We start from the raw sequence: 25351 nt of genomic DNA on the forward strand, positions 1-25351 counted from the left end.
AATATATGAATTCTTTGTGGAGGCGTTTAGATGGGTAAAATCATTGGTATCGACTTGGGAACTACCAACTCTTGTGTAGCAATTATGGACGGCACAACGACTCGCGTGCTTGAAAACAGCGAGGGGGACCGTACTACTCCTTCTATCATCGCATATACTCAGGATGGTGAAACTCTGGTTGGTCAACCAGCTAAACGTCAGGCTGTTACTAACCCGCAGAATACTCTGTTCGCCATCAAGCGTTTGATCGGCCGTCGTTTTCCAGACGAGGAAGTTCAACGTGACGTATCCATCATGCCATACAAAATCCTGGCTGCGGATAATGGCGATGCATGGTTAGAAGTTAAAGGCCAGAAAATGGCGCCACCTCAGGTTTCTGCTGAAGTTCTGAAAAAAATGAAGAAAACAGCAGAAGATTATCTGGGTGAGCCAGTCACTGAAGCCGTAATCACCGTTCCTGCATACTTCAACGACGCGCAACGTCAAGCAACTAAAGATGCTGGCCGTATCGCGGGTCTGGAAGTTAAGCGTATCATCAACGAACCAACCGCAGCTGCTCTGGCTTACGGTCTGGACAAAGAAATCGGCAACCGCACCATCGCAGTTTATGACTTGGGTGGCGGTACTTTCGATATCTCTATCATCGAAATCGACGAAGTTGATGGCGAAAAAACATATGAAGTTCTGGCAACCAACGGTGACACCCACTTGGGTGGTGAAGACTTCGACAGCCGCATGATCAACTATCTGGTTGATGAGTTCAAAAAAGAACAAGGCATCGACCTGCGCAACGATCCACTGGCAATGCAGCGTCTGAAAGAAGCGGCAGAAAAAGCGAAAATCGAGCTTTCTTCTGCACAACAGACTGACGTGAACCTGCCATACATTACTGCTGATGCGACCGGTCCTAAGCACATGAACGTGAAAGTGACCCGTGCGAAACTGGAATCACTGGTTGAAGATCTGGTTAAGCGTTCGATCGAGCCACTGAAAGTTGCATTGAATGACGCAGGTCTGTCTGTCTCTGACATTCAGGACGTTATTCTGGTTGGTGGTCAGACTCGTATGCCAATGGTGCAAAAAGCAGTCGCTGACTTCTTCGGCAAAGAGCCACGTAAAGACGTGAACCCAGACGAAGCAGTTGCGATGGGTGCTGCGGTTCAGGGCGGTGTACTGGCAGGTGACGTGAAAGACGTTCTGCTGCTGGACGTAACTCCACTGTCTCTGGGTATCGAAACCATGGGTGGCGTAATGACTTCCCTGATTTCCAAGAACACCACTATCCCAACCAAGCATAGCCAAGTGTTCTCTACAGCAGAAGACAACCAGTCTGCAGTAACTATCCACGTACTGCAAGGTGAGCGTAAACGTGCCGGTGATAACAAATCTCTGGGCCAGTTCAACCTTGACGGCATTCAGCCAGCAATGCGCGGTACTCCACAGATCGAAGTGACTTTCGACATCGATGCTGACGGTATCCTGCACGTTTCTGCGAAAGACAAAAACTCTGGTCGTGAGCAGAACATCACCATCAAGGCATCTTCTGGTCTGAACGAAGAAGAAATCCAACAGATGGTACGCGACGCTGAAGCAAACGCAGAAGCTGACCGTAAGTTCGAAGAACTGGTGCAAGTTCGTAACCAAGCTGACCAACTGATCCACGGTACTCGTAAGCAAGTTGAAGAAGCAGGCGACAAACTGACTGCTGATGACAAAGCTGCAATCGAGAAAGCTGTATCTGAACTGGAAATCGTTGCAAAAGGCGAAGACAAAGCAGAAATCGAAGCGAAAATCCAAGCTCTGGTTGAAGCATCCCAGAAACTTCTGGAAATCGCACAGCAGCAAGCCCAAGCTGGAGCTACTGATGCCGGTGCAGGCAGCGCGAAAAAAGACGATGACGCTGTAGACGCTGAATTCGAAGAAGTTAAAGACAAAAAATAATAGCCCTTAACGGGCAAAGTAACAGGGCGCCTGTTACTTGTTAACTGGCACGGGCGTTGAGGTAACTCTGCGCCCGTGTGTGCGTGTTAAGGGTGAACAATATAATGGCAAAAAAAGATTATTACGAAGTTTTGGGCGTTTCCAAAACAGCAGACGAAAAAGAGATCAAAAAAGCCTATAAACGGCTGGCAATGAAATATCACCCTGACCGTAATCAGGGTGATAAAGAATCAGAAAGCAAATTTAAAGAAATTAAAGAAGCCTATGAGATCCTGACGGATTCTCAAAAACGCGCCGCTTATGACCAATATGGTCATGCTGCCTTTGAACATGGCGGTATGGGTGGTGGTGCAGGCGGTTTCGGTGGCGGAGCTGATTTCAGCGATATCTTTGGTGACGTTTTCGGAGATATTTTCGGTGGTGGTCGTCGTCAACAACGTGCCAGCCGTGGCTCAGACTTGCGTTACAACATGGATTTAACGCTAGAAGAAGCTGTCCGTGGTGTGACCAAAGAGATACGCATTCCGACATTGGAAGCTTGTGATTCCTGCCACGGCAGCGGAGCAAAAGCGGGCACCAGCCCTGAAACCTGCTCAACCTGTCACGGTGCTGGTCAGGTGCATATGCGCCAAGGGTTCTTCACCGTTCAGCAGCCTTGCCCTCAGTGTCACGGTCGCGGGAAAATCATTAAAGAACCTTGTGGAAAATGTCGTGGGCATGGTCGCGTTGAAAAATACAAGACGCTGTCCGTCAAAATTCCAGCAGGCGTCGATACCGGCGACCGCATTCGCTTAGCCGGTGAAGGTGAAGCGGGTGAACATGGCGCGCCAGCCGGTGATTTGTTTGTACAGGTTCAAGTCAAGGCTCACCATATTTTTGAACGTGATGGCAGCAATCTCTATTGTGAAGTGCCAATCAACTTCGCAACTGCGGCACTGGGTGGCGAAATTGAAGTCCCAACCCTTGATGGCCGTGTCAGCCTGAAAATTCCTGCTGAGACCCAAACAGGTAAGTTGTTCCGCATGAAAGGCAAAGGTGTTAAATCCGTACGCGGTGGCGCTCAAGGTGACTTACTGTGCCGTGTAGTCGTAGAGACACCGGTTAAGCTGAATGAAGAGCAGAAAGACCTGATGCGTAAATTGGGTGAGTCGTTTGGCGGGAAAAGCGGTGAAACCAACAGCCCACGTTCCAAAAGATTCCTTGATGGCGTGAAGAAATTTTTTGATGATTTGACTAAATAATCCCATAATTTAGTTAGATTTCAAATAATCATTATATCTCCTGATTATAATTAATTGATAATCAGGAGATTTTTTTATTTATTGAATACATCTCTATTTTGTGTCATTTTAAATAACAACCTTATCCTCTAATCCTCTTATTGAAGTTTCTTAAAAATCGAAATTTATTAAAAAGCATCAAACTGTACTTAATATCTCTTTTTATATATAACAGAATGGGTATGGATTATGATTGAAAACATTTTAAGAAATGCAATTATACATTCCCGAATTATATTCCGAGGGAAATCCTCAAATAAAAATTACCGTTATGTTGAGCAATTGCCACCAAATAAAAGAGAAAAATATACACCAGCAGGTAGAATCGCGAGGGAGAATAGACAAGATGAATTCTCAGATAGATTACGAAATATAAGAGACATCACTGAAAAATATAAATATTGCTTATTAGAATTTCATTCTTGTGAAGACGGAGACTTAGTAGGAAATTGTAGTGAGTTAAGTATTGCAATCTTCAATTACTTAGCTAAAACCCAGTCTCATTATATTTTAAGATGGTTTGCTCAAAATGGTAAAAAAGATATAAATGACATAGTATTACCCATTTATATCCTTTTTCTTAAATTCAAATATCCTTATGACCATTGCATGGTTGTTATTACTCAACCCGGGCAAACGCAGGATAAGCCTTTTTTGGGCAAGAAATACTCTATATTACCTGATAAATCTTGGATATGTGATTCATGGGCCAACATAGTTTGTACATCTGAACAGTATGATAGAGCATGGAGAGATAAAATGTATAAGTGGAATTCAATAGGAAAAGCAACCACAATATATGAGGAACATCAGAGTAAAAACCTTCCATGGCCACTAGACATGAGAAACTATAAAGCTATCATCAAAAGCCAAAAAAAAGTAAGTTATATGGCTGTAATTAAATCTAATGGAATGACTAATATATTAAGCTAATGTTTAATTATCACATTGTTTAGCCCCTTTTTATATATAAATAATTATAAAAACTCATAACATGAGCTTTTATGAAAAAACACAATCTTTATTTTTCCTCTGATACAATCACGACATACGAAAATGATTAAACATCTACTATATCTAGCAATTAAATATGCCCATTCAAATTTCCCAGGAAAAACCTCAAATATTTTTTATGGTAACCTTGAGTCTCAACCAGAAAAGCGTAGAAAAAGATATTCCATAGAAAATTGCCAAATTAGAGAAAATAACTATTCAGAACTCACTCAAAAATTAAGTTGTTTTGGAAACGCAAGAGAAAAATATAACTGTATAATGGAAGAAAGAAAACGTAATAGTTTTTTGGTTGGAAATTGTAATGAGCTATCTATTTCGGTATTAATGTATTTGGCAGAACTAAACAAAGATAATTTATCTCAATACTTTAGGTATGATTCTAATACTGCCCCCCAAAATGACATGCAATCTATTTATATTGAAATTCTTGCTCCAGTCCGTGCGTCAACTTATCACTGCTTTGTTATGGTTTATTTCCCTCCACGTATTCATAATTATCAATTTAAAAATACGAACATGAATCCACTGTACAAGACATATGATAAACTACCGGATGGAGCATGGATATGCGACCCATGGGCTGAAATTGTTTGTTTAGCTGAAGAATATGATGCACATTGGAAAGATACAATGTGTAGCTTAGCAAAGCAAGGTAAATATCTATCTTTAGGCAATTCACCTCCCCCTTCATTATATAAACCACAATATCCGCCAGACCGCGATCCCTGTTATCCTATGTATAGCCATACACTTAATATGATGTCTAATTCTGCAATGCAGGTAAATCATCAGGCCATTATAAAAGCGGATAATACAGTCATTATCAATCATTCACATTTTGAATACGCAACTTAATGAAATAAATTAGGAGAATTAAAGTCTCCAAGTTCTCATTTATTACTTGGAGACTCATTAGCCGATTTTCTCACTAACAATAACATGGCAAACAATACGTTGTTTTTTCACAATACAGCAGCCTGTGATACTACATTATAAAAAAATCAATCACTATGCTGCTCTCATGTTAACGGCATCACCATGTCGGAAAATGTCTTTTTCAAACCCGATTCATAACCATTGTAAAGATAATTGAGTTGAAACGTGTTCTTATAACTTTTGCAATAATAGCGAAACCCTGCCTACCTATTCCGTACTTGCGTACAAATTCGGTTTTGTCGCAAAAATGGAAAATAACGCTTTAGCGTCATGATCAAACATTAAAAATTAAACGAAGTCGACCAGTAAACAATCCAATTATCTGGCTTAAGAGAATCAGGATAATTTAAAGGCTTTCCAACTGCTATAGAATGATTACTTATAGAATTACTTAAGTTTAACCCTAAAGATGCTCCGGTTAAACTCCCCCCATCTGCATCTCTAGTTGCTTTCTCATCTTTGAGCCATCCTGTATCTATTGAGCCATTTAAAGAAATTTCACCTAATTTTGGCGTAGTCATTAATTTCCAATTAAGTTCATTTCTCCAATAAAATCCAGAGTTACCAATGATTCTTTGCTCCTTAAACCCCCTGACTGAATATAACCCTCCTATTGATAACCTTTCGCTGGAGTAAAGATTTTTCTGGCTGTATTGCCCATAAGCAGAGGTAAAATAATAAATATCTTTAGTTAAAGGTTTATAAAAACTCGAACTGGCACTAAATTTAAGAAACTTACTTTTAGCCGCATTTTTAAAATTATCATCTTTAGTTGCCCCAAATATAGATAAACCTTTCGTCATTGAAGGGTTGAATCTGAAGTAACCGCCAAGTGACATTGCACTATATTCTAAGCCTACGTTTAAGGTGCTTAAATCTGAACTACTACCTAATTTGAAAGGCCCTATCACACTTTTAGTTTTACGGGATGTAAAACCCGTATTCAAGCTTAACTTTTGTTTTCCGTCTCTATATAACACTCTATTTGCTGAAATAGAGTGAGAGTGTCCCTTACCTATATAAAGTAATTCCTTTTCATTAAAGTTAGCTAAAGGAACATATTGATTTGATTCATTTTTTGTATATCGATAATTAAATAACCAATAGCCGTAAGGTATACTTAATCCAGAAGCCAGGTACCAACTTTTATATCTATTGCTAAAATCCGTATCTTTATTAAGATAAAATGTCATGGAATCGGCTAAGTTAAGCATATTATCTAATCTTAGAAAAACACTAGCTTGAGTTTCTCCGGTTCTTTTTTGCCCACTATTATCTAAAGTTAAATCTGCACTTACCGGAATTTTAGCTAAATCTTTTTTTAAGACAATATCCGAATACCCTGGTTTATCAGAAGGTTGAATATCAATCTTAACTTGATAAGAGGGCAATCGATTTAATTGATCCAATCCTTGTTCTATATCCCTTAAATTAAGGATTTTTCCTTTCATATTTGGAAAAACCATGTCTAACACCAATGGTGTTTCACCTTCGACACTTATATTATCAACCTTTCCTTCAATTACCGTGATAGTCAGATTACCTTTAGCTATATCAGGCAAATCTTGTTGTTTTAAAAAAGCGGCGGAAGTAATATAGCCTTTTTCCATGTAATGGGCAGATATAGTATCGATTAATGCTTTAATATCTTTAAGTGTCATACATTTAGAAATATTTTGAGCAATCAATGAATCCTGCTTACTTTTTGGATAATGCTCAGCATTCTCAATAGAAATATTTTTAATTATTTTGCAAGGTAAATTGCCCTCTAAAACAACTGAACTTTTCGCCTGAGGTGCTTTAAGATTTGAACCAAAATCTTCTTGCTTCTGCGATTCTTCTAACAGTTCTTTTTGTTTTTGATTGAGAACACCTTGATCTATCGGGTCAATGTTATTAGATGGATTAATATTAGGTAAAGCTAAGCTTTGTGAAGAAGCTATCAAACCTAAATAAAATAAAAATTTTATATTTTTTCTAATAATCATTGTTTGCAAGTCCATTTTTTAGTTTAAGTAACAATTTCACTTATATTAAGTTAAGTTATTCAAAACATTTTAGTCAGACTAGAAAAACCCACTTGAAATTCAAGTGGGTTTATAATATATTTAAAAATCTAATATAGGATACAGCGGCCCAAAGATATTTGGGTCTTCAAGAGTTAAGTCAGGAGAACCGCTACCAGTTTCAAGTTTTAAATTACTTGCTTCATTAATAGTTGGAGCACTGATTATAAGCCTACCACCACTTTTAATCGGACCTGAAAGATTTGTCGGGCCGCTAGCGAGCACCCTTAAAAACTCAGTACCTTCTATATTCTCTAAATTAACACCAAACCCACTTTCGCTAGATTTTATAAATATCTGATTACCATATACACCACCTAATTCTTTTGTATCTATTGCAGGACGAGATTTATCATCATCTGCTTTATTCGCACCGGTACGAAGGAAAATATAATCGCCATTTATTTTGCCATTTATATCTAAAAATCTGGATTTAAGAGTAACACGCTTTACTCCCTCTCCATTCAAACCATTTTCACCAATAGTTATTGTACCTTTTCTTACAAAATAATAACTAGACCCATCTACCCATCTGGCAGGTATACCTGTATGCAGACTGATACTGTCCATATTAGTAAATCTGGCACCGTTAGCGATAATACCGTTTTGGTTAGATATAATTACGCTAGCTTTCTCTCCGGCTACTTCTAATGCCCCTAAAATCTGAGATTCATTGCTCCCAACAACATCATTGATAATAACACGAGCCGCTTTAGTTAAATTAGCATTCTTATCTAACTGACCTGCCAGTTGAGAATTTACGTCACTTAGAGAGTTATTTAAAACTGCTCCTTGCGACCCTATATTAAATTCTTTATAGTTGTTATAGGAACGTCCATGCTCATCAGGATTAGCTATGTTAACAACCGGCACATTGTTAATTTGGTTGACTTGTGTATTCCCGTCATCGGGTATTATTGGGTTTGCAAAAGATGAAGACATGCTTGTAAAAGAGATTAAGCAACCTAATATCGTTTTTGACAAAAATTTAGTTTTGTTGATTTTTTTCATGAATTAAATACCTTTGGGTTAAATGACATTTAATTATTCACATGGGCCTTTTTCAGTTATAACTAACTGAAAATTAATTTTTAAATTAACAATTCCAGTAATAACAGCATTAAATAATCAGTCATATCCAAATAATAATTTGGATATAGTTGACCTAGAAGCAAACATATTTATCCTCCTTCAGCCTTTTATTTTATTAATTTTAATTTGAAATTATATCATTCTTATATTTATTTATATTTTTTAATAAATAAATTTAGCTAACTTATTAAGTTCTATCACACCCGAATTAGTAAATGTATATACATAAGTTTAATTTGTGATGCATAGCAAAAATAGTGATGTTTTTAACTCTTTCACGTTATATGACTATTAAACCTAAAAAAGCCGTTATTATCCTTCAAGAAAAGAGAAATATAAGGATTATTTGTGCTTTTGATGCGAGATCTTCAGTTTATTAATCATATGCTATTAGAAATAAATAATATGCTTACATTCACATAATAAAATTAGCATCACCTGATAGTTATAAATTATGAAATAACAAAGTAATTATTATTTAAATAATATAATTATTTAAGTTAATTATTCAGTATACGCAATGGAGTTAAAATTGCATGCGGAGGCAAAGGAGAGCGAAGAGCCCCCCGGGAGCATAGATAGCCGTATGTTTATAAAAACGGTGACCGGGGTGAGCGAGCGCAGCCAGCAAACCAGTAAAGAAGTCGTTTGAAAGACGAAGTATATAGAAGAAGCTTACCCCATTTTCGTCCCAATAATACCCATGACAATCACAACACACGCCAATAATCGCATTTTACTGAACGGCTCACGCAAGATAACCACTGACAATAACATGGCAAACAATACGCTGGTTTCTCGCAATGCAGCAACCAGCACGATAGGTGCATGACTCATTGCCCAAATGACAATTCCATAACTCAAAAATTGCATTAACCCGCCGAGAAACCCTGGCTTCCAATATTGGCGAATACTTTTTCCAGCGATATTTCCATACTTGAGATACATAATGACACCCATTACCCAACCATTAATCGCAAACAACCAAAAAATATAGGTTAATGCATTATCGCTGACGCGGGAGCCAGCGCCGTCAGACAGGGTATAACAGGCAGTAAATACGGAAGTTGTCAGTGCAGCCAATAATGTTTTTCGATCCAGTCGAAGGCTTTTTTTCCCTTGCGGAAATGCAATTAACATGACCCCCACTATAATTAAACCGACTCCCAGAAGCGCAAAGGGCGACAACACTTCCTGCAAAATCAGCCAACTCAGTAAGGCAGTAATTAATGGCGCACACCCTCTGGCAATAGGGTAAACCTGACTTAAATCTCCTGTCGCATAAGAGCGGCTTAAAAATAAGCAATAACCTGTATGCAAAGCAGCGGATAATATGAGCCACGGCAGAGTAGAAAGAGCCGGAAATCCAACCCAAAATAATCCGAATGTTGAAATTATGCCGGCAAAGAAGACGAGAATAGAAATACCTAAAAAACGATCTGCACTAATTTTTACTAATGCATTCCAACTCGCATGTAACAGAGCGGCACCGAGAACGGATAAGAAAATTAAGGTTGTCACAGGATATTTTACTCACATCAGTAGCAAACAGATAATGAACGAATCTTCTATGATTTTAGGTTATTGATCAAACTCTTTCACTTGAAAGAAGCATTAATTGCAAATGGAAACAATTCGAAAATAGCGACAAAAATAGCACATATAACCTACTTTTTCCGATATCATAATTGTCATAACATTAGCAAATCGAACAATCTCATAGGTTATCTATTTATGACTGCAATTATTCGCCAATTTTTGAAGTTAGAGGCAGCAGGTGGAATTCTTCTCATCATTGCAGCCATTATTGCCTTGGTTATGGCGAATACGCCATTGCATGGTATTTACCATCAATTTCTCAATATTCCTGTTGCAGTACAGTTCGCAACATTGGAAATCAATAAACCATTACTGCTATGGATCAATGACGGCCTGATGGCTGTATTTTTCCTGATTGTCGGACTGGAAGTGAAACGTGAGCTAATGGAAGGCTCACTTGCCGGCCGCGACAAAGCCGTTTTTCCGGCCATTGCAGCACTGGGGGGAATGTTGGCCCCTGCGTTGGTCTATTTATTGTTTAATGGCAGCGATGATATCGCAAGGCAAGGCTGGGCAATTCCCGCAGCAACAGATATCGCCTTTGCGCTTGGGATCATGGCTTTGTTGGGGAAACGTGTTCCTACTGCGTTAAAAGTATTTCTGCTTGCACTGGCAATCATTGATGATCTGGGTGTCATCATCATTATCGCCTTGTTCTATACCAAAACGGTTTCTTTGGGAGCACTTGCTCTCGCCGCCGCCATGATCGCAATTTTGGCTTGGATGAACTGGAAGGGCATCACTAAAACATCCGCTTATCTGGTTATTGGTGCCGTTTTGTGGGTTTGTATTTTAAAATCCGGGGTTCATGCCACATTGGCCGGCGTTATCGTTGGATTTCTGATCCCTTTGCGTGACAAAAAAGGAAATTCGCCTTCTGAAACGTTAGAACATGAGCTTCACCCGTGGGTCGCATATGTGATTCTGCCCTTATTTGCTTTCGCTAATGCAGGGGTTTCATTGCAGGGTGTCACAATGGATGGCTTAACAGGCATGCTGCCGGTAGGCATTGCACTTGGCCTGTTTATTGGCAAACCGCTGGGCATTTTCCTGTTTAGTTGGGTTTCGGTAAAACTGGGGATCGCCAAATTACCGGAAAAAATTGGCATGACACAAATCTTCGCCGTTTCCGTTCTCTGTGGGATCGGTTTTACCATGTCTATTTTTATTTCTGGTTTGGCGTTTGAAGGCCTAAATGACGCCTTTGGAACCTATTCCCGCTTGGGTATATTAATCGGTTCAACAACGGCCGCCATCGTCGGCTATGGATTATTAAACATACTATTACCGAAGAGAAAAACGTAGCCAAACGCTAATTAATCGATTAATTTAAGTACAAATTAATAAGTAATTTCCGAATTAACTCATCTCATTAGTATTCGCGGCACAACATTCATAACTGCTGTGCCGCGAAATTTTATCTCAATAAAAAATAGGAGAACGCCACAACTTGGCGGCCTGAAATATACCGTCACGTCTATTTTCATAAAGATATGTGGCAGGACAAGGATAAAAATATGCGGGTTTCACATTTAAACTTTAACCACCTTTATTATTTTTGGCATGTTTGCAAGGAAGGCTCTGTTGTCGGTGCAGCAGAAGCACTTTACCTGACGCCACAGACAATTACCGGGCAGATCAAAGCACTGGAAGAACGTCTGGGTGGTAAATTGTTCAAACGCCAAGGAAGGGGCTTGGTGCCTTCTGAGTTAGGGCAACTGATTTTCCGTTACGCAGACAAAATGTTTACTCTCAGCCAGGAAATGCTGGATATTGTTACTTACAGTCGGGAGTCGAATTTATTGTTTGATGTCGGTGTTGCGGATGCCCTTTCCAAGCGTTTAGTCAGCAAAGTGTTAGAAACCGCCGTTGTAGAACATGAAAAAATTCATCTGCGCTGCTTTGAATCAACGCATGAAATGCTGCTTGAGCAACTCAGCCAACATAAGCTGGATATGATCCTGTCAGACTGTCCGGTGGATTCTTCCCAGCAGGAAGGCTTGTTTTCCGTCAAATTGGGCGAGTGTAAAATCAGTTTTTACTGTCGCCAGCCAATTCCGGAAAAACCGTTTCCCGAATGTTTGGAAGAGCGCCGTTTACTGATACCGGGGCGTCGTTCCATGCTGGGCCGGAAGCTGTTAACTTGGATCCGCAATAAAAATCTGCAAGTTGAAGTATTGGGCGAATTTGACGATGCAGCATTGATGAAAGCATTTGGCATGTACCACAATGCCATTTTTATCGCGCCTTCCTTTTATGCTAATGATATTTTCGCCGATAGCGATATTGTTGAGATAGGTCGATTGGATAGCGTACAAGAAGAGTATTATGTCATTTTTGCTGAACGCATGATCCAGCATCCGGCAGTGCAGCGAGTATGCAACAAAGATTTCTCTGATTTATTTAACTCGCCATCGAAAAGCCATCCTGAGAAATTCCGTTAAGGTTGTATCCCCGTCAGGCCACATCGTTGCCGATGCGGCCGGGGTTCACTCCCCTGCCACTTTGATGCAACTTAAATTCTATAGGGCGTATATTAAAACTTAACCTGCCAAAACAGCAGGTACAAAAAAACCGGCATAAAGCCGGTTTTTTTTAGCATACCAAAACAATAATTACATTGCTTTGATTTGCGCTGCCAGAGCAGATTTATGACGTGCTGCTTTGTTTTTGTGGATCAGACCCTTACAGGCGTGACGATCAACAATTGGTTGCATGTCATTGAATGCGTTCTGTGCAGCTTCTTTATCGCCTGCAGCGATAGCTACGTAGACTTTCTTGATAAAAGTACGCACCATAGAACGACGGCTTGCATTGTGCTGACGGCGTTTCTCAGACTGTACGGCGCGTTTCTTAGCTGATTTGATATTAGCCAAGGTCCAACTCCCAAATATATTCTATCGAGGACAATTCAAAGGCCGAGGAATATGCCTGTTCAGCCTTCTTTTGTCAATGGATTTGTGCAAATAAGCGTCGTTGTACTTCGACGCTGCTTACGTTGTGATGGGGCGGGATTTTATCAGCTTACTGAAAGGGAATACAGTCTTTCGCAATAAAAAAACAGAATGAATCTCAGAGAAATGGAATAAATTAAAGATTTTTCGGGCATCTGGCCTATTTTTATTGTATGAATCAGGTTATTAATTAAAACCCTTTGTGATAGTGGGTTAACCTTGTGCGTTGTACAAGGTATAATCCGACAATTTCCACAGTATTGAGCCAGCTATGGAGCTAATTCGCGGTATACACAATATTCGGTCGCGTCACCATGGTTGCGTGCTGACGATTGGTAATTTTGATGGTGTCCATCGCGGGCACCAGGCGTTATTAAAACACTTGAAGCAAGAAGGGCAGCGTCTCGGGTTACCGACAATGGTTATGATTTTCGAACCGCAGCCTCTGGAAGTTTTTGCGGCAGATAAAGCACCAGCCCGTCTGACAAGGCTGAGAGATAAAATAAAATATCTAGCCCAAAACGGTGTTGATTATCTGTTGTGCGTGAAATTTGACAAACATTTTGCATCCAACTCACCCGGAGCCTTTGTTTCTCAGTTGCTCGTGAAAAAACTGGGTGTTAAATTTCTGACAGTCGGGGATGATTTTCGCTTTGGCCAAAATCGCCTCGGGGATTTCCAGTTTTTGCAACAAGCAGGTCAGCAATACAACTTTGATGTCGCCAGCACAGACAGCTTTCGTGATAGTGGTCTTCGGATCAGCAGCACCGCCATTCGCCAAGCATTGCAAGAAGATGATCTGGCGTTGGCAGAAACATTATTGGGGCATCCCTATAGCATTAGTGGCAGAGTCGTTCACGGTAATCAATTGGGGCGTACCATCGGTTTTCCCACCGCCAATTTACCGTTGAAACGCTTAGTTGCGCCAGTTAAAGGCGTCTACGCTGTCGAAGTCCATGGACTGGGCGATAAACCTTTGCCGGGCGTTGCGAACATAGGCAACCGCCCTACAGTTGCCGGCCAAGGCCAGCAACTCGAAGTGCATTTGATTGATACCCAAATGGATTTGTATGGGCGTCATATTAATGTGGAACTACGCAAAAAATTGCGTGATGAACAACGGTTTGCTTCGCTTGATGCACTTAAACAGCAAATCGCAAATGATGTGGTTGCCGCAAGGGATTACCTTTTGCAGCAATCCGAGTCATGTATCTAATATCCAATAGTTTTCAAGTTGTAGCGCAACGGTAAGTGAATAAATCCAACCAGCAGGCACAACATGAAGAACGAAGGATAAAGCGGAAAATTGGAACTGAGAACCTATAATGAGTGACTATAAAGACACCCTGAATTTACCGGAAACAGGGTTCCCCATGCGCGGGGATTTAGCCAAGCGCGAACCAGATATGTTGAAACGTTGGTACAAAGAAGGTTTGTATCAAGCAATCAGAAAAGCAAAATCTGGCAAGAAAACGTTTATTTTGCATGATGGCCCTCCTTATGCAAACGGCGATATTCATATTGGTCACTCAGTTAATAAAATTCTCAAAGATATCGTTGTTAAGTCCAAAGGGTTATCAGGCTTTGATTCGCCTTATATTCCCGGTTGGGACTGCCACGGTCTGCCTATTGAGCTTAAGGTTGAGCAAATTATCGGCAAGCCGGGAGAGAAATTTTCCGCCGCTGAATTCCGTGCTGAGTGCCGCAAATATGCCTTAACCCAGGTTGAAGCACAGAAAGCAGATTTCAAACGTCTGGGTGTACTGGGCGATTGGGATAAACCTTATCTGACGATGGATTTCAAAACAGAAGCCAATATCATTCGTGCCCTGGGGCGCATCATCGATAATGGTCATCTGCTGAAAGGCGTGAAACCTGTTCATTGGTGTACTGATTGTGGCTCCTCCCTTGCCGAAGCGGAAGTGGAATACTACGACAGAACCTCCCCTTCCATTGATGTGAGTTTCCCTGCCGTTGATGCTGACGCTGTGTATGCTAAATTTGGTGTGCAACCCCAAGGGCTGCCAGTATCTTTGGTTATCTGGACTACCACACCGTGGACATTGCCTGCCAACCGCGCAATTTCACTGGGTGCAGAAATCACCTACCAACTGGTCAAAGTGGATAATGAGTGCCTGATTCTGGCGGCTGAGCTGGTCGAGCAGGTTATGCAACGCGCAGGCATCACGTCATGGCAAGTTGTCAAAGACTGTACTGGCTCGGCACTGGAAATGATGCGTTTCAAACATCCATTCATGGATTTCGACGTTCCAGCCATCCTTGGTGATCACGTTACGCTTGAAGCGGGTACTGGTGCGGTTCATACCGCTGGTGGCCACGGCCCTGACGACTACTCCATCAGTCTGAAATACGGCCTTGAGATAGCGAACCCAGTTGGCCCGAATGGCTGCTACATTTCCGGTACTTATCCGTCATTGGATGGTCAATTTGTCTTCAAGGCGAACGATATCATCGTTGAGCTGCTGAAAGAAAAAGGCGCATTGCTGAGCCTGCACAAAATCCAGCACAGCTACCCTTGCTGCTGGCGCCACAAAAAACCCATCATCTTCCGTGCAACACCTCAATGGTTTATCAGCATGGATAAAAATGGTCTGCGTAAACAGTCTCTGAAAGAAATCAAAGACGTTCAGTGGATACCGGGCTGGGGACAGGCACGTATCGAATCCATGGTAGAAAACCGTCCGGATTGGTGTATTTCCCGTCAGCGTACATGGGGCGTACCAATGTCTCTGTTTATCCATAAAGAGACTCAAGAACCGCATCCGCGTACTGTTGAACTGATCGAAGAAGTCGCCAAGCGCGTTGAAATCGACGGCATTCAGGCATGGTGGGATCTGGACACAGCCGAATTGCTGGGTGATGAAGCCGCTGACTATATCAAAGCGCAGGATACACTGGATGTCTGGTTTGATTCAGGAAGCACCCATTCTTCCGTTGTTGACATCCGTCCGGAATTCCACGGCAATTCTGCCGATATCTATATGGAAGGTTCTGACCAGCACCGTGGCTGGTTCATGTCTTCACTGATGCTGTCTACCGCCATTAAAGGCAAAGCGCCTTATCGCCAAGTGCTGACGCATGGTTTCACCGTTGATGAACAAGGTCGTAAAATGTCCAAGTCCATCGGCAACACCGTCAGCCCACAAGATGTCATGAACAAATTGGGCGCGGATATTCTGCGTTTATGGGTTGCTTCCACTGACTACAGCGGTGAAATCGCTGTTTCTGACGAGATCCTGAAACGTTCCGCTGATGCTTACCGCCGCATCCGCAATACCTCTCGTTTCCTGCTGGCCAACCTGAATGGCTTTAACCCAGAGCTGCACATGGTCAAAGCTGAAGATATGGTCGTTCTGGATCGTTGGGCAGTAGGCCGCGCACAAGCTGCTCAAGCCGATATCCTCAAATTCTATGACGAATATGATTTCCACTCCGTGGTTCAGCGCTTGATGCAATTCTGCTCCGTGGAAATGGGTTCTTTCTATCTGGATATCATCAAGGATCGCCAATACACTGCTAAAGGTGACAGCCTTGCCCGTCGTAGCTGCCAGACTGCGTTATTCCATATCGCGGAAGCACTGGTTCGCTGGATGGCGCCAATTCTGTCGTTCACCGCAGACGAGATCTGGAATGAATTGCCGGGTGAACGTGCTCAATATGTCTTTACCGAAGAGTGGTATGAAGGGCTGTTTGGTCTGGCAGATGACGAAGATATGAACGATACTTTCTGGGCAGACTTGCTGGCTGTACGAGGTGAAGTTAATAAAGTCCTGGAACAGGCGCGTGCTGATAAACATATCCGCAGTTCACTGGAAGCCGCAGTCACGCTTTATGCAGATGAAGCGCTGGCGGAAAAACTGAACAAACTATCCGATGAATTGCGTTTTGTCCTGCTGACCTCCCAGACAGACGTTGCGGCTTTTGCCTCTGCGGGTGCTGATGCACAACAAAGCGAACTTGCAGGCTTGAAAGTTACCTTCCGCAAAGCGGACGGAGAGAAATGCCCGCGTTGCTGGCACTATGCCACAGATGTGGGTTTGGTGGCGGAACATGCAGAACTTTGCGGCCGCTGTGTAACTAACGTTGCCGGTAACGGTGAAGAGCGTAAATTTGCCTGATGAATAAAGCCATTTGCTCCACTGGACTTCGCTGGCTTTGGCTGGTTGTCGTAGTATTGATATTGGATTTGGGCAGCAAGTATTTCGTGTTGCAACATTTCACGCTGTACGAATCCATCCCGTTGATACCTTATTTCAACCTGACTTATGCCCAAAACTTGGGAGCTGCCTTCAGCTTTCTGGCTGATAAAGGCGGTTGGCAACGCTGGTTTTTTGCATTGGTAGCACTAACTATCACTATCGTCTTGTTGGTAATGATGTATCGTTCAAGCGCCAAGCAAAAACTCAGTAACATCGCCTATGCTTTAGTGATTGGTGGAGCATTGGGGAATTTGTTTGATCGGCTGGTACATGGCTTTGTCGTTGATTTCATCGACTTTTATGTCGGAGATTGGCATTGGCCAACCTTTAATATCGCAGATTCAGCGATTTGCATCGGAGCGGCTCTCATTATCATCGAGAGCTTCATCAGCCCGGACGACAAAAAAGCAGTATCGAAAACAAGTCATTCACAGAAATAGTCTTTCAAAGAATGATAATAAACCAGCCCCGGTTAACAAAACTGGGGCTGATAATTGCATACCGTATAGCGATATATACCCAATGGATTTCAAGTTGCATCGCGGCGGCTAAGGAATGACAAATTCGTCGGGAACGAATTTGCCCAGCCAAAGATCAAAAGGCTGAAGCCTTTCATTTATCCCCGGGAACATAGATAACCGTATGTTTATAAAAAGGTGACTAGGGTGAATGAGTGCAGCCAACAAAGAGGCAATTTGAAAAACGAAGGGTATACTTGCAATCATTTTTTAAGCAAAAGGTCTGAGCAACATGTCAATGCAGGTGCAAGCGCACAGTGCTGTTTTATTACACTTCACATTAAAGCTGGATGATGGCTCAACAGCGGATTCGACTTACAGTCAAGGCAAGCCCGCATTATTCCGCCTTGGTGATGGCAGCCTCTCTACCCCACTAGAACAGCAGCTTCTTGGATTGAAAGTCGGCGATAAACATCAATTCACGCTGGCGGGAGAAGCTATTTTCGGTCAATATAACCCCGATTTGGTGCAATACTTCACTCCCCGTGATTTTGCTGATGCCGGTACGCCAGAAGTCGGAACTATCATGTTATTTACAGCCATGAACGGCAGTGAAATGCCAGGGCTGGTCAAGGAAGTCGCTGAAGGCTCTATCACTGTTGATTTTAACCATCCACTGGCTGAACAAAACATCACTTTTGATATTGAAGTGTTGGAAATTGACCCTCAGTTGGAGGAAACCCATGCAAATATTGCTGGCTAACCCTCGTGGTTTCTGTGCTGGTGTTGATCGAGCCATCAGCATCGTAGAACGTGCATTAGAATTATATGGCGCTCCCATTTATGTTCGCCATGAAGTCGTACACAATCGTTATGTCGTTGATAATTTGAGAGAACGTGGCGCAATTTTCATTGAAGAAATATCAGAAGTGCCGGATGGTGCTATCCTTATCTTCTCTGCCCACGGTGTCTCACAAGCCATTCGTGCAGAAGCCCGCTCCCGTAATTTAACCATGCTGTTTGATGCGACGTGCCCATTGGTCACTAAAGTCCATATGGAAGTTGCGCGAGCAAGCCGCAAAGGTAAAGAAGCCATTCTTATCGGTCATGCCGGCCACCCCGAAGTGGAAGGCACGATGGGCCAATACAATAACCCTGAAGGTGGCATGTATTTGGTGGAATCACCAGATGATGTGTGGAAACTGCAAGTGAAGGATGAAGATAACCTTTGCTTTATGACACAAACCACCCTTTCTGTTGATGATACTTCAGAAGTGATTGATGCGCTTAATGCGAGATTCCCCAACATTGTTGGCCCACGCAAAGATGATATCTGCTATGCCACGACTAACCGTCAGGAAGCGGTTCGTGATTTAGCATCAGGGGCAGATGTTGTTTTAGTCGTCGGTTCCAAAAACTCGTCAAACTCAAATCGCTTGGCAGAACTTGCACAACGCGTCGGGAAGCCCGCTTATTTGATTGACTCCGCTGACGATATCAAAGAAGAGTGGATCACCGGCATCAGTGCCATCGGCGTTACTGCGGGAGCATCCGCACCTGATATTCTGGTGCAACAAGTTATTGAACGTCTGAAAGCCTTTGGCGCAGAAACAGTCAACGAACTGCATGGCCGCGAAGAAAATATTGTTTTCGAAGTGCCTAAAGAACTGCGGGTTGAAGTAAAAGAAGTTAATTAATTCAGGCAAAATTCCAGCTCGGCTTTTTGCTAGAAAAAGCCGAGGATTTCTAGAATGGGTATCCAATAAATCATTTTATTTACCTCCCACAATACTTATACTTACCGTCTTTAAAGTACCATTGTGGGCTTGTAGCAGGGTCTAGATACATAAATTTTGCATTAAAATCTAATGGAGTAAATCCCATTCGATAATAGAACGGAATCGTATCAGGTAATGGAGAATCTTTTAGCCTTCCACCCAAGCCTAACTCTTGCGAGTGGTTTACCAAATGTTCCATAAGCATACACTCACAATTCTCTATACCAAGATGAAATGAAAATTGATCTACATTAAGTAAGGAAGGTGCATTATCCTTTTTAGGCGTACACTGTGCTGCTCCTACAGGATAAATTTTGTAATAAACAACAAAGAATTGTGACTCTTCTTCATAGTTTCCATAAGATAAATTTAAATCCATAGTCCTAAACCCACCATGAGCACGCTCATATCCATTATTCCATCTATTTTGTTCAGGATCTAATGGCACTGGCCCTTTCTCACAATACCACTCCGGATCTTTCATCGACGTTAACAATATAAAATCTAATCTACTACTAAACTCCTCAGCATTAACCTCCTTAATTTTTATAAAAACTCTGTGATCAAGTGATTCTGAACCTATATCTGAAACGGATTTAGAACGAGATAAAGAACCTGATAATGAAGAACGATTAATATTAAAAGAGTTTGATCTGAACATTATAAAACTTCCAATTAAAAAAATAAATCACAGGGTTCATTACGCGAATGGTTTTTCATGCAAGTAACATTTAATCATTTAAGTATGAGTACTAATGATTGTAATTAGTTAACCTATTCGTCAACCGATAAATGGCATATCGTTATCTCAGTACGTTAGCCTAGCATCCTATATATTTATAACAACCATTAATAAACCTCCATTTATCACTTCTCTTAGCGGGATCAAGAAAATAATAGGTTTCATTGCCTCCTGTCTCAAATCCCATCTTGGTATAAGCGGATCTCGCTCCATACTTTGACACTAGTTTTAGCTTACCACTCCTTCCTAATTGTAAGGTTTTGTTTATTGAAAACTCTATTAATAAATAGCCTGAGCTTCGAAGACCACAATGGGTAGCTAAGAAAGCAACTTCAGACCATCCTTGCTCATATTTCAATTTAAGTTGTAAAGCGCCTACAGGCCTACCCTGAAAATAAGCTAAAATGAACAAGCATTCGTTTTCTGTTCCTTGTATTGATTCAGTGCAAAGTTTAGCGCAATTCTCTATATCTGAAAAAATTTTAGATGAAGCACTGTACCTATCATTCCAATCTAATTGGAGTTCATCAAACGTCTCAGAATAAATTGAATATTCCCAATCTTTTTGGAGCATTGTTTCGTTCATTATCATATTAATAGCGCTCCTTGCCTCACTTGCATCAACCTCCTTTACGACTAAAGACATTCTGATATCAGATACGTTTATTTTTATATTAGGCATAGAGGTAGTTCTGGATAAATTTTTAAAGCCTGACGGATGGTTTTTATTAAAAGAATTTGATCTAAACATCATGCACACCCCATTTAAAAAATAATATAAAATTTAGGTCTATGAGTCTTAAATTATTTTTATTTTAATATTGTTAAAATGCAATTTTAATAATTCCATTAAAATAATTGGTGTTTATAAAACATGAATAATCCTTAATTAAGGATTATTTCAATGACAGAAAGATAACGCCCCGGAAAAATAGATAACTGTATCTTTATAAAAATAAATACCGGGGCGAGCAAGTGCAGCCAACAAAGGAGCACTAAAAAACTACGAGGGTATTTCAACAAATTATGCTAAATCAACGCGTTTTACCTATCATATATCTTTTTGGTAGGCTTCATTCACTGGCACTCTTTTTTCAGCTGTGATTATCAGCAATATCAGGCCGGATAGTGCAATAATTCCACCAACATAACTAATGGCTGGATAGCCAAACCCCAGAGAAAGCACACTGCCTCCTACTCCTGCCCCAATGGCATTCCCCAGATTAAACGCCCCAATATTAATAGATGAAGCCAATGCCTGAGCTTCAGAAGCAACCTGCATCACTTTTAACTGTAATGGGGGAACGATTCCGAAGCTGGCAATGCCCCATACCACTAACATGATGCCTCCGCTGGTACTGTTAGTGCCGATCAGTGGAATCAAGATCATGCTGATAGTCAACAAGGTAAAAAGACCAAAAAGTGTCATAAGGATGGAACGGTTCGCCATGATACCGCCAAGATAATTGCCGAATGTGAATCCAATCCCTACCAATACCAACATGATACTGATTTGTGCAGGTGAAATATGTGCAATAGCTACCATAAACGGAGCGATATATGTATAAAGAGTGAACATTGCGCTGGCGCCAACAATTGTACACAACATTGCAACCAGCACCTTGGGCCTTGATAAGACCTGCAACTCTTTTTTCAGATTCAAAGGCTGCCCTTCCATATTATTGGGAAGCGTCCGCAGCAATGCCACCATGGTGAGAATACCTAATGTGCTGATCAGCAAAAACGCCTCACGCCAGCCAACCACCTGTGATAACCAAGTAATAAACGGCACGCCGCAAATATTGGCAATGGTCAGCCCCATAAACATGCTGGCAATCGCACTGGCTTCTTTACCTTTTTCAACCACTCGCATGGCAACCAAAGCGCCGATACCGAAAAATGCACCATGATTCAGGCTGGTAATAAAGCGCGCAATTATTAAGAAAGTAAAATCGGTTGCCACTCCTGAAAGTATATTTCCCACAGTAAAAAGGCTCATCAGGAAAATCAACGCGGTTTTGGGCGAACGTTTAATCAGTAATAACGTCATGAAGGGTGCTCCCAGCATCACGCCCAGTGCATATGTCATCACCAATGTACCCGCGGTAGGAATAGAAACAGACAGGTCTGAAGCTATATCCGGCAGCATTCCCATCGGTGAATATTCCGTGGCACCAATGGCGAAAGCACCTACTGCCAATGATAACAATGCGGTATTTGAACGCATGAAAACTCTCCATCTATTAAGTAATTTTGTGCATTTATTGAATTTGGCGGATCCTGCCATATCTCTTTTGTCAGAAATGGCTAATAATTAGCAAAAAACATTTGATAAAAATGCAAAAATGAAAATCACTCTTGAAGAAATGCAGGTTTTTATTGCGGTAGTTGATAGTGGTTCTATCACAGGAGCGGCAAGGTGGCTTAACTCTACGATTTCGGCAACCAGCCGCACCCTTGCGCGACTGGAAGAGAAAGTGGAAAGCACTTTGCTCTATCGCACAACCCGTCGGATGAAACTCAGCGAAGAAGGTGCGGCTTTTTTGCAAAAAGCGCGAGAAATCGTCAAACTCACACAAGAAGCTGAAGGCTTACTGTTTACCCGCCAGACTGTTCCTTCCGGCACATTGCGGGTAGATGCTTCCACACCATTTCTTCTGCATGTCATCAATCCGCTTATCGCACAGTTTCATGAACTTTACCCGCAAATCGCCTTAGAGTTGACCAATTATGAAGGTATAACCAACTTACTTGAAAAACGAACTGATGTGGCGTTCCGCGTCGGGCCTCTGGCTGATTCATCCTTACATGCCACTCTGTTGGGTTATAGCCAGTTACGCATATTGGCAAGTCCGACTTATTTGCAACGCTTTGGCGAACCCAAAACCGTAGAGGAGTTGCAACAACACTGTTTATTGGGTTTTACATCACCAGAATCACTGAATGTATGGCCGTTGTATCAGGGAGAGAAAAAAGGCATCAAAATCACACCAACAATTGCAACCAGCAGTGGCGAAATCCAGTGCAACCTTGTACGGAAAGGGGTGGGCATTGCTTGCCTGTCCGATTTTATGACGCATGACATGCTGGAAAGCGGTGAATTCAGGCAGATCCTAACAGGAGCAACCTATGCTCATAAGCAATCTATCAATGCGGTTTATTATCGTAATCAAGCAATCTCTCCTCGATTACAATGCTTTATCGATTTTATTAAACAGCACAGCCCGCGAATTATCCGCCCATAATCATAATGTTGAATTTTAGCCTGATGGAAAAACCGCTCTTCTGGATAACGGTTTTTCCAGATAACTTTAACCAACAAAGAAGCCATTTGAAAGACGACGGATATAAATAACACCCAACGCATTCATTGCCGTTGAATATTAAAAATTAGAAAAATAAATTTACGAAGGCAATCAGTTTACTACATCATATTTCACCGATAATTTTCCTTTCTTTTCTTGTATAGAGAGCACTTTCAAGCCGTTAATTTTGCCTAATGATGACACATGTGTTCCACCACAGGGATAAGGCCTGAATTCACCAAATCCTATTTCCCTATACCCATCGTTGTGCATAATAATTTGGCACGATAAATCGTCACAGATGAATTGATCGCATTTTTGTTGAAGCGCTTCAATTGAGAAGCTCTGTGCATCAGATCCTGCTTTAAAAGTAACTTTGCACTCTTCAGGCCAATGATGTGCCTTAATGGGTTTCCAACCAAAATATTCAACAATATGAGCAATGAGGTGCCCCGCAGAATGCAACTGTGAATGTAATCGGCGACGTTTTTCATCAACGCGGGCAAACGCAATGCCTGTATTTACTGGATGTCCGATGTAATGGATTATTCTGTCATTTTCCAACGTGACATGAATCACCTCCACATCATTCAACCAACCAATATCACTGGGTTGCCCTCCCCCTTGGGGATGAAATGGCGTTGTTTTTAATTGGACTGCATAACGTCCATCATCACATAAAATACAATCCAGAATTTCAACTTCTGCTGTTAATACAGAGTGAGATAAATAAAGGCGTTCAGACATAATTAATCTTCTCAGGTATTCACAAATTCTCTCTGATTGTATTAAATAAGATCAATTGTGATAATCCATCGAAAACTCAAATAACTTTTGATTTATGGGCACAAATAACACGATAAATTTAATGCGGGAAATGGCTATTTTCGCAAAAGTCGTTGAGACAGGAAGTTTTTCTGAAACCGCACGCCAGCTTGCAGCGACACCTTCCGCCATTAGCCGTTCTGTTGCCAGACTGGAAAAAGCCCTTGGCATTCGTCTCTTGCAGAGAACAACACGTAAACTACGTTTAAGTGAAGGCGGGGAAAAAGTTTATGCACATTGCCTGGAGATGTTGCACGCAGCTCAAGAAGTCATGACGATATCAGGGAATTTTAACCCTGAGCCGCAAGGATTAATCCGAGTCAGCGTTCCTAAAGCAATCGGGCGTTTTGTGGTTCATCCTCATATACCGAATTTTCTTGATCGCTACCCTGAAGTCGATGTGAACTTACGGCTTGATGATCGGTATGTCGATTTAATCGACGATCAGGTTGATCTCGCGATACGAATTACCAATCAGCCTCCTTCTGGCCTTATGGGGCGCCGACTACTGAATATTTGGCATATGTTATGTGCAACACCTGAGTACCTTGCGAAACATGGCACGCCACAACATCCAAATGATCTGAGAACTCATAGCTGTATCTATCTTGGAGAAGAGCCGGGTGATTCACGCTGGAGATTTACCCAAGGCAGCAAAATGGCCACCGTCAATGTTCATGGCCGCTATGCTGCCAATCATACAGGAGTCAGGCTCGATGCCGTGCTACAACATATTGGCATTGGCAGCTTGCCTTACTTCACCGCCAAACATGCTTTACAACAAGGGCAGTTAGTGCAAGTGTTACCTGATTGGAACTTTAAAGCCAACTATTCCGGCGAACTTTGGATACTTTATCCACCAACGCGGCATCTACCTCCAAAACTTCGTGTATTCATAGAATTTCTGGCCGAACGCCTTCGCCAAGAAATTATTTTGGACAAAAGTGCAGATAAACGCCATATCACCGTTCAGCCTTACGAATTGCCTGAGGCAGGAAAGACCATCAAATAAAACCCGCCAGTTAGTATTTTTTATAACTGCCGGGCTGATCCCTGTTTTTCTAATTGTCTGGCTATAACTCTGGCGCAGCCATTCCCTGACAGTTAAGCTGTAAAACAATTTCCTTTGTTACCTCAACTG

Annotated in this window: 21 protein-coding genes; 13 read left to right on the forward strand and 8 right to left on the reverse strand. The window is 41.7% G+C overall.

Translation table 11 applies throughout. The features are described 5' to 3' along the window. Positions 1–30: 30 nt before the first annotated feature. The 4 genes from dnaK (at position 31) to FE392_RS09210 (ending at position 5090) form a co-directional block, all read left to right on the forward strand. Positions 31–1941 (forward strand): molecular chaperone DnaK, encoded by a 1911-nt coding sequence (gene dnaK / locus FE392_RS09195; RefSeq protein WP_319929928.1) that lies wholly within the window; start codon positions 31–33, stop codon positions 1939–1941. Between the two features lie 104 nt (positions 1942–2045). Beyond that, complete coding sequence (gene dnaJ / locus FE392_RS09200) at positions 2046–3182, forward strand: molecular chaperone DnaJ (RefSeq protein WP_319929929.1); 1137 nt, start codon at positions 2046–2048, stop codon at positions 3180–3182. 228 nt (positions 3183–3410) lie between these two features. Then, the gene (locus FE392_RS09205; RefSeq protein WP_319929930.1) at positions 3411–4154 is read left to right on the forward strand and encodes a hypothetical protein; all 744 of its coding nucleotides are present in this window, start codon (positions 3411–3413) and stop codon (positions 4152–4154) included. Positions 4155–4277: 123 nt separating this feature from the next. Continuing rightward, positions 4278–5090, forward strand: coding sequence for a hypothetical protein (locus tag FE392_RS09210; RefSeq protein ID WP_319929931.1), 813 nt, complete (start codon positions 4278–4280; stop codon positions 5088–5090). 362 nt (positions 5091–5452) lie between these two features. Here FE392_RS09210 and FE392_RS09215 read toward each other — a convergent pair whose 3' ends face one another. The 3 genes from FE392_RS09215 to FE392_RS09225 all read right to left on the reverse strand — a co-directional run bounded on the left by FE392_RS09215 (position 5453) and on the right by FE392_RS09225 (position 9850). Further along, positions 5453–7159 carry a ShlB/FhaC/HecB family hemolysin secretion/activation protein gene (locus FE392_RS09215; RefSeq protein WP_319929932.1) on the reverse strand — a complete coding sequence of 569 codons (1707 nt, stop codon included), beginning with the start codon at positions 7157–7159 and terminating at the stop codon, positions 5453–5455. Positions 7160–7279: 120 nt separating this feature from the next. Then, positions 7280–8248: a filamentous hemagglutinin N-terminal domain-containing protein gene (locus FE392_RS09220; RefSeq protein ID WP_319929933.1), complete on the reverse strand. Its 969-nt coding sequence runs from the start codon at positions 8246–8248 to the stop codon at positions 7280–7282. 756 nt (positions 8249–9004) lie between these two features. Then, positions 9005–9850, reverse strand: a complete 846-nt coding sequence (locus FE392_RS09225) for a DMT family transporter (protein WP_319929934.1) — start codon at positions 9848–9850, stop codon at positions 9005–9007. A 213-nt stretch (positions 9851–10063) separates the two neighbouring features. Between FE392_RS09225 and nhaA the strand changes: the two genes are divergently transcribed. Beyond that, positions 10064–11233, forward strand: coding sequence for a Na+/H+ antiporter NhaA (nhaA, locus tag FE392_RS09230; RefSeq protein ID WP_319929935.1), 1170 nt, complete (start codon positions 10064–10066; stop codon positions 11231–11233). Between the two features lie 212 nt (positions 11234–11445). Next, positions 11446–12372 (forward strand): transcriptional activator NhaR, encoded by a 927-nt coding sequence (gene nhaR / locus FE392_RS09235; RefSeq protein ID WP_092513127.1) that lies wholly within the window; start codon positions 11446–11448, stop codon positions 12370–12372. Between the two features lie 171 nt (positions 12373–12543). On the opposite strand, the gene rpsT is transcribed toward nhaR, so the two are convergent. After that, the gene (gene rpsT, locus FE392_RS09240; RefSeq protein ID WP_319929936.1) at positions 12544–12804 is read right to left on the reverse strand and encodes a 30S ribosomal protein S20; all 261 of its coding nucleotides are present in this window, start codon (positions 12802–12804) and stop codon (positions 12544–12546) included. A 349-nt stretch (positions 12805–13153) separates the two neighbouring features. Here rpsT and ribF point away from each other — a divergent pair, with 349 nt between their 5' ends. The 5 genes from ribF to ispH all read left to right on the forward strand — a co-directional run bounded on the left by ribF (position 13154) and on the right by ispH (position 19257). Then, positions 13154–14098, forward strand: coding sequence for a bifunctional riboflavin kinase/FAD synthetase (gene ribF, locus FE392_RS09245; RefSeq protein WP_319929937.1), 945 nt, complete (start codon positions 13154–13156; stop codon positions 14096–14098). A 109-nt stretch (positions 14099–14207) separates the two neighbouring features. Then, positions 14208–17021 carry an isoleucine--tRNA ligase gene (ileS, locus tag FE392_RS09250; protein ID WP_319929938.1) on the forward strand — a complete coding sequence of 938 codons (2814 nt, stop codon included), beginning with the start codon at positions 14208–14210 and terminating at the stop codon, positions 17019–17021. Beyond that, the gene (gene lspA, locus FE392_RS09255) at positions 17021–17542 is read left to right on the forward strand and encodes a signal peptidase II (RefSeq protein ID WP_319929939.1); all 522 of its coding nucleotides are present in this window, start codon (positions 17021–17023) and stop codon (positions 17540–17542) included. The genes ileS and lspA overlap by 1 nt, the downstream gene beginning before the upstream one ends. Before the next feature lie 310 nt (positions 17543–17852). After that, positions 17853–18323: an FKBP-type peptidyl-prolyl cis-trans isomerase gene (gene fkpB, locus FE392_RS09260; protein ID WP_319929940.1), complete on the forward strand. Its 471-nt coding sequence runs from the start codon at positions 17853–17855 to the stop codon at positions 18321–18323. Then, positions 18304–19257 (forward strand): 4-hydroxy-3-methylbut-2-enyl diphosphate reductase, encoded by a 954-nt coding sequence (gene ispH, locus FE392_RS09265; protein WP_319929941.1) that lies wholly within the window; start codon positions 18304–18306, stop codon positions 19255–19257. Before fkpB ends, ispH begins: the two co-directional genes overlap by 20 nt. Positions 19258–19336: 79 nt before the next feature. On the opposite strand, the gene FE392_RS09270 is transcribed toward ispH, so the two are convergent. The 3 genes from FE392_RS09270 to FE392_RS09280 form a co-directional block, all read right to left on the reverse strand. Continuing rightward, positions 19337–19999, reverse strand: a complete 663-nt coding sequence (locus tag FE392_RS09270) for a hypothetical protein (protein ID WP_319929942.1) — start codon at positions 19997–19999, stop codon at positions 19337–19339. A gap of 160 nt (positions 20000–20159) precedes the next feature. Further along, positions 20160–20834 carry a GNAT family N-acetyltransferase gene (locus tag FE392_RS09275; protein ID WP_319929943.1) on the reverse strand — a complete coding sequence of 225 codons (675 nt, stop codon included), beginning with the start codon at positions 20832–20834 and terminating at the stop codon, positions 20160–20162. Between the two features lie 297 nt (positions 20835–21131). Continuing rightward, positions 21132–22307 carry an MFS transporter gene (locus tag FE392_RS09280; protein ID WP_319929944.1) on the reverse strand — a complete coding sequence of 392 codons (1176 nt, stop codon included), beginning with the start codon at positions 22305–22307 and terminating at the stop codon, positions 21132–21134. A 118-nt stretch (positions 22308–22425) separates the two neighbouring features. Here FE392_RS09280 and FE392_RS09285 point away from each other — a divergent pair, with 118 nt between their 5' ends. Next, positions 22426–23325, forward strand: a complete 900-nt coding sequence (locus FE392_RS09285) for a LysR substrate-binding domain-containing protein (protein WP_319929945.1) — start codon at positions 22426–22428, stop codon at positions 23323–23325. Between the two features lie 171 nt (positions 23326–23496). Here FE392_RS09285 and FE392_RS09290 read toward each other — a convergent pair whose 3' ends face one another. Further along, positions 23497–24132: an alanyl-tRNA editing protein gene (locus FE392_RS09290; RefSeq protein WP_319929946.1), complete on the reverse strand. Its 636-nt coding sequence runs from the start codon at positions 24130–24132 to the stop codon at positions 23497–23499. Positions 24133–24226: 94 nt separating this feature from the next. On the opposite strand from FE392_RS09290, the gene FE392_RS09295 reads away from it, so the two are divergent. Then, a complete protein-coding gene (locus FE392_RS09295; protein WP_319929947.1) occupies positions 24227–25222 on the forward strand; it encodes a LysR family transcriptional regulator in 996 nt (331 codons plus the stop codon). Positions 25223–25351: the final 129 nt, after the last annotated feature.

Source organism: Xenorhabdus santafensis, assembly GCF_033949405.1.
GTDB classification, from domain to species: domain Bacteria; phylum Pseudomonadota; class Gammaproteobacteria; order Enterobacterales; family Enterobacteriaceae; genus Xenorhabdus; species Xenorhabdus santafensis.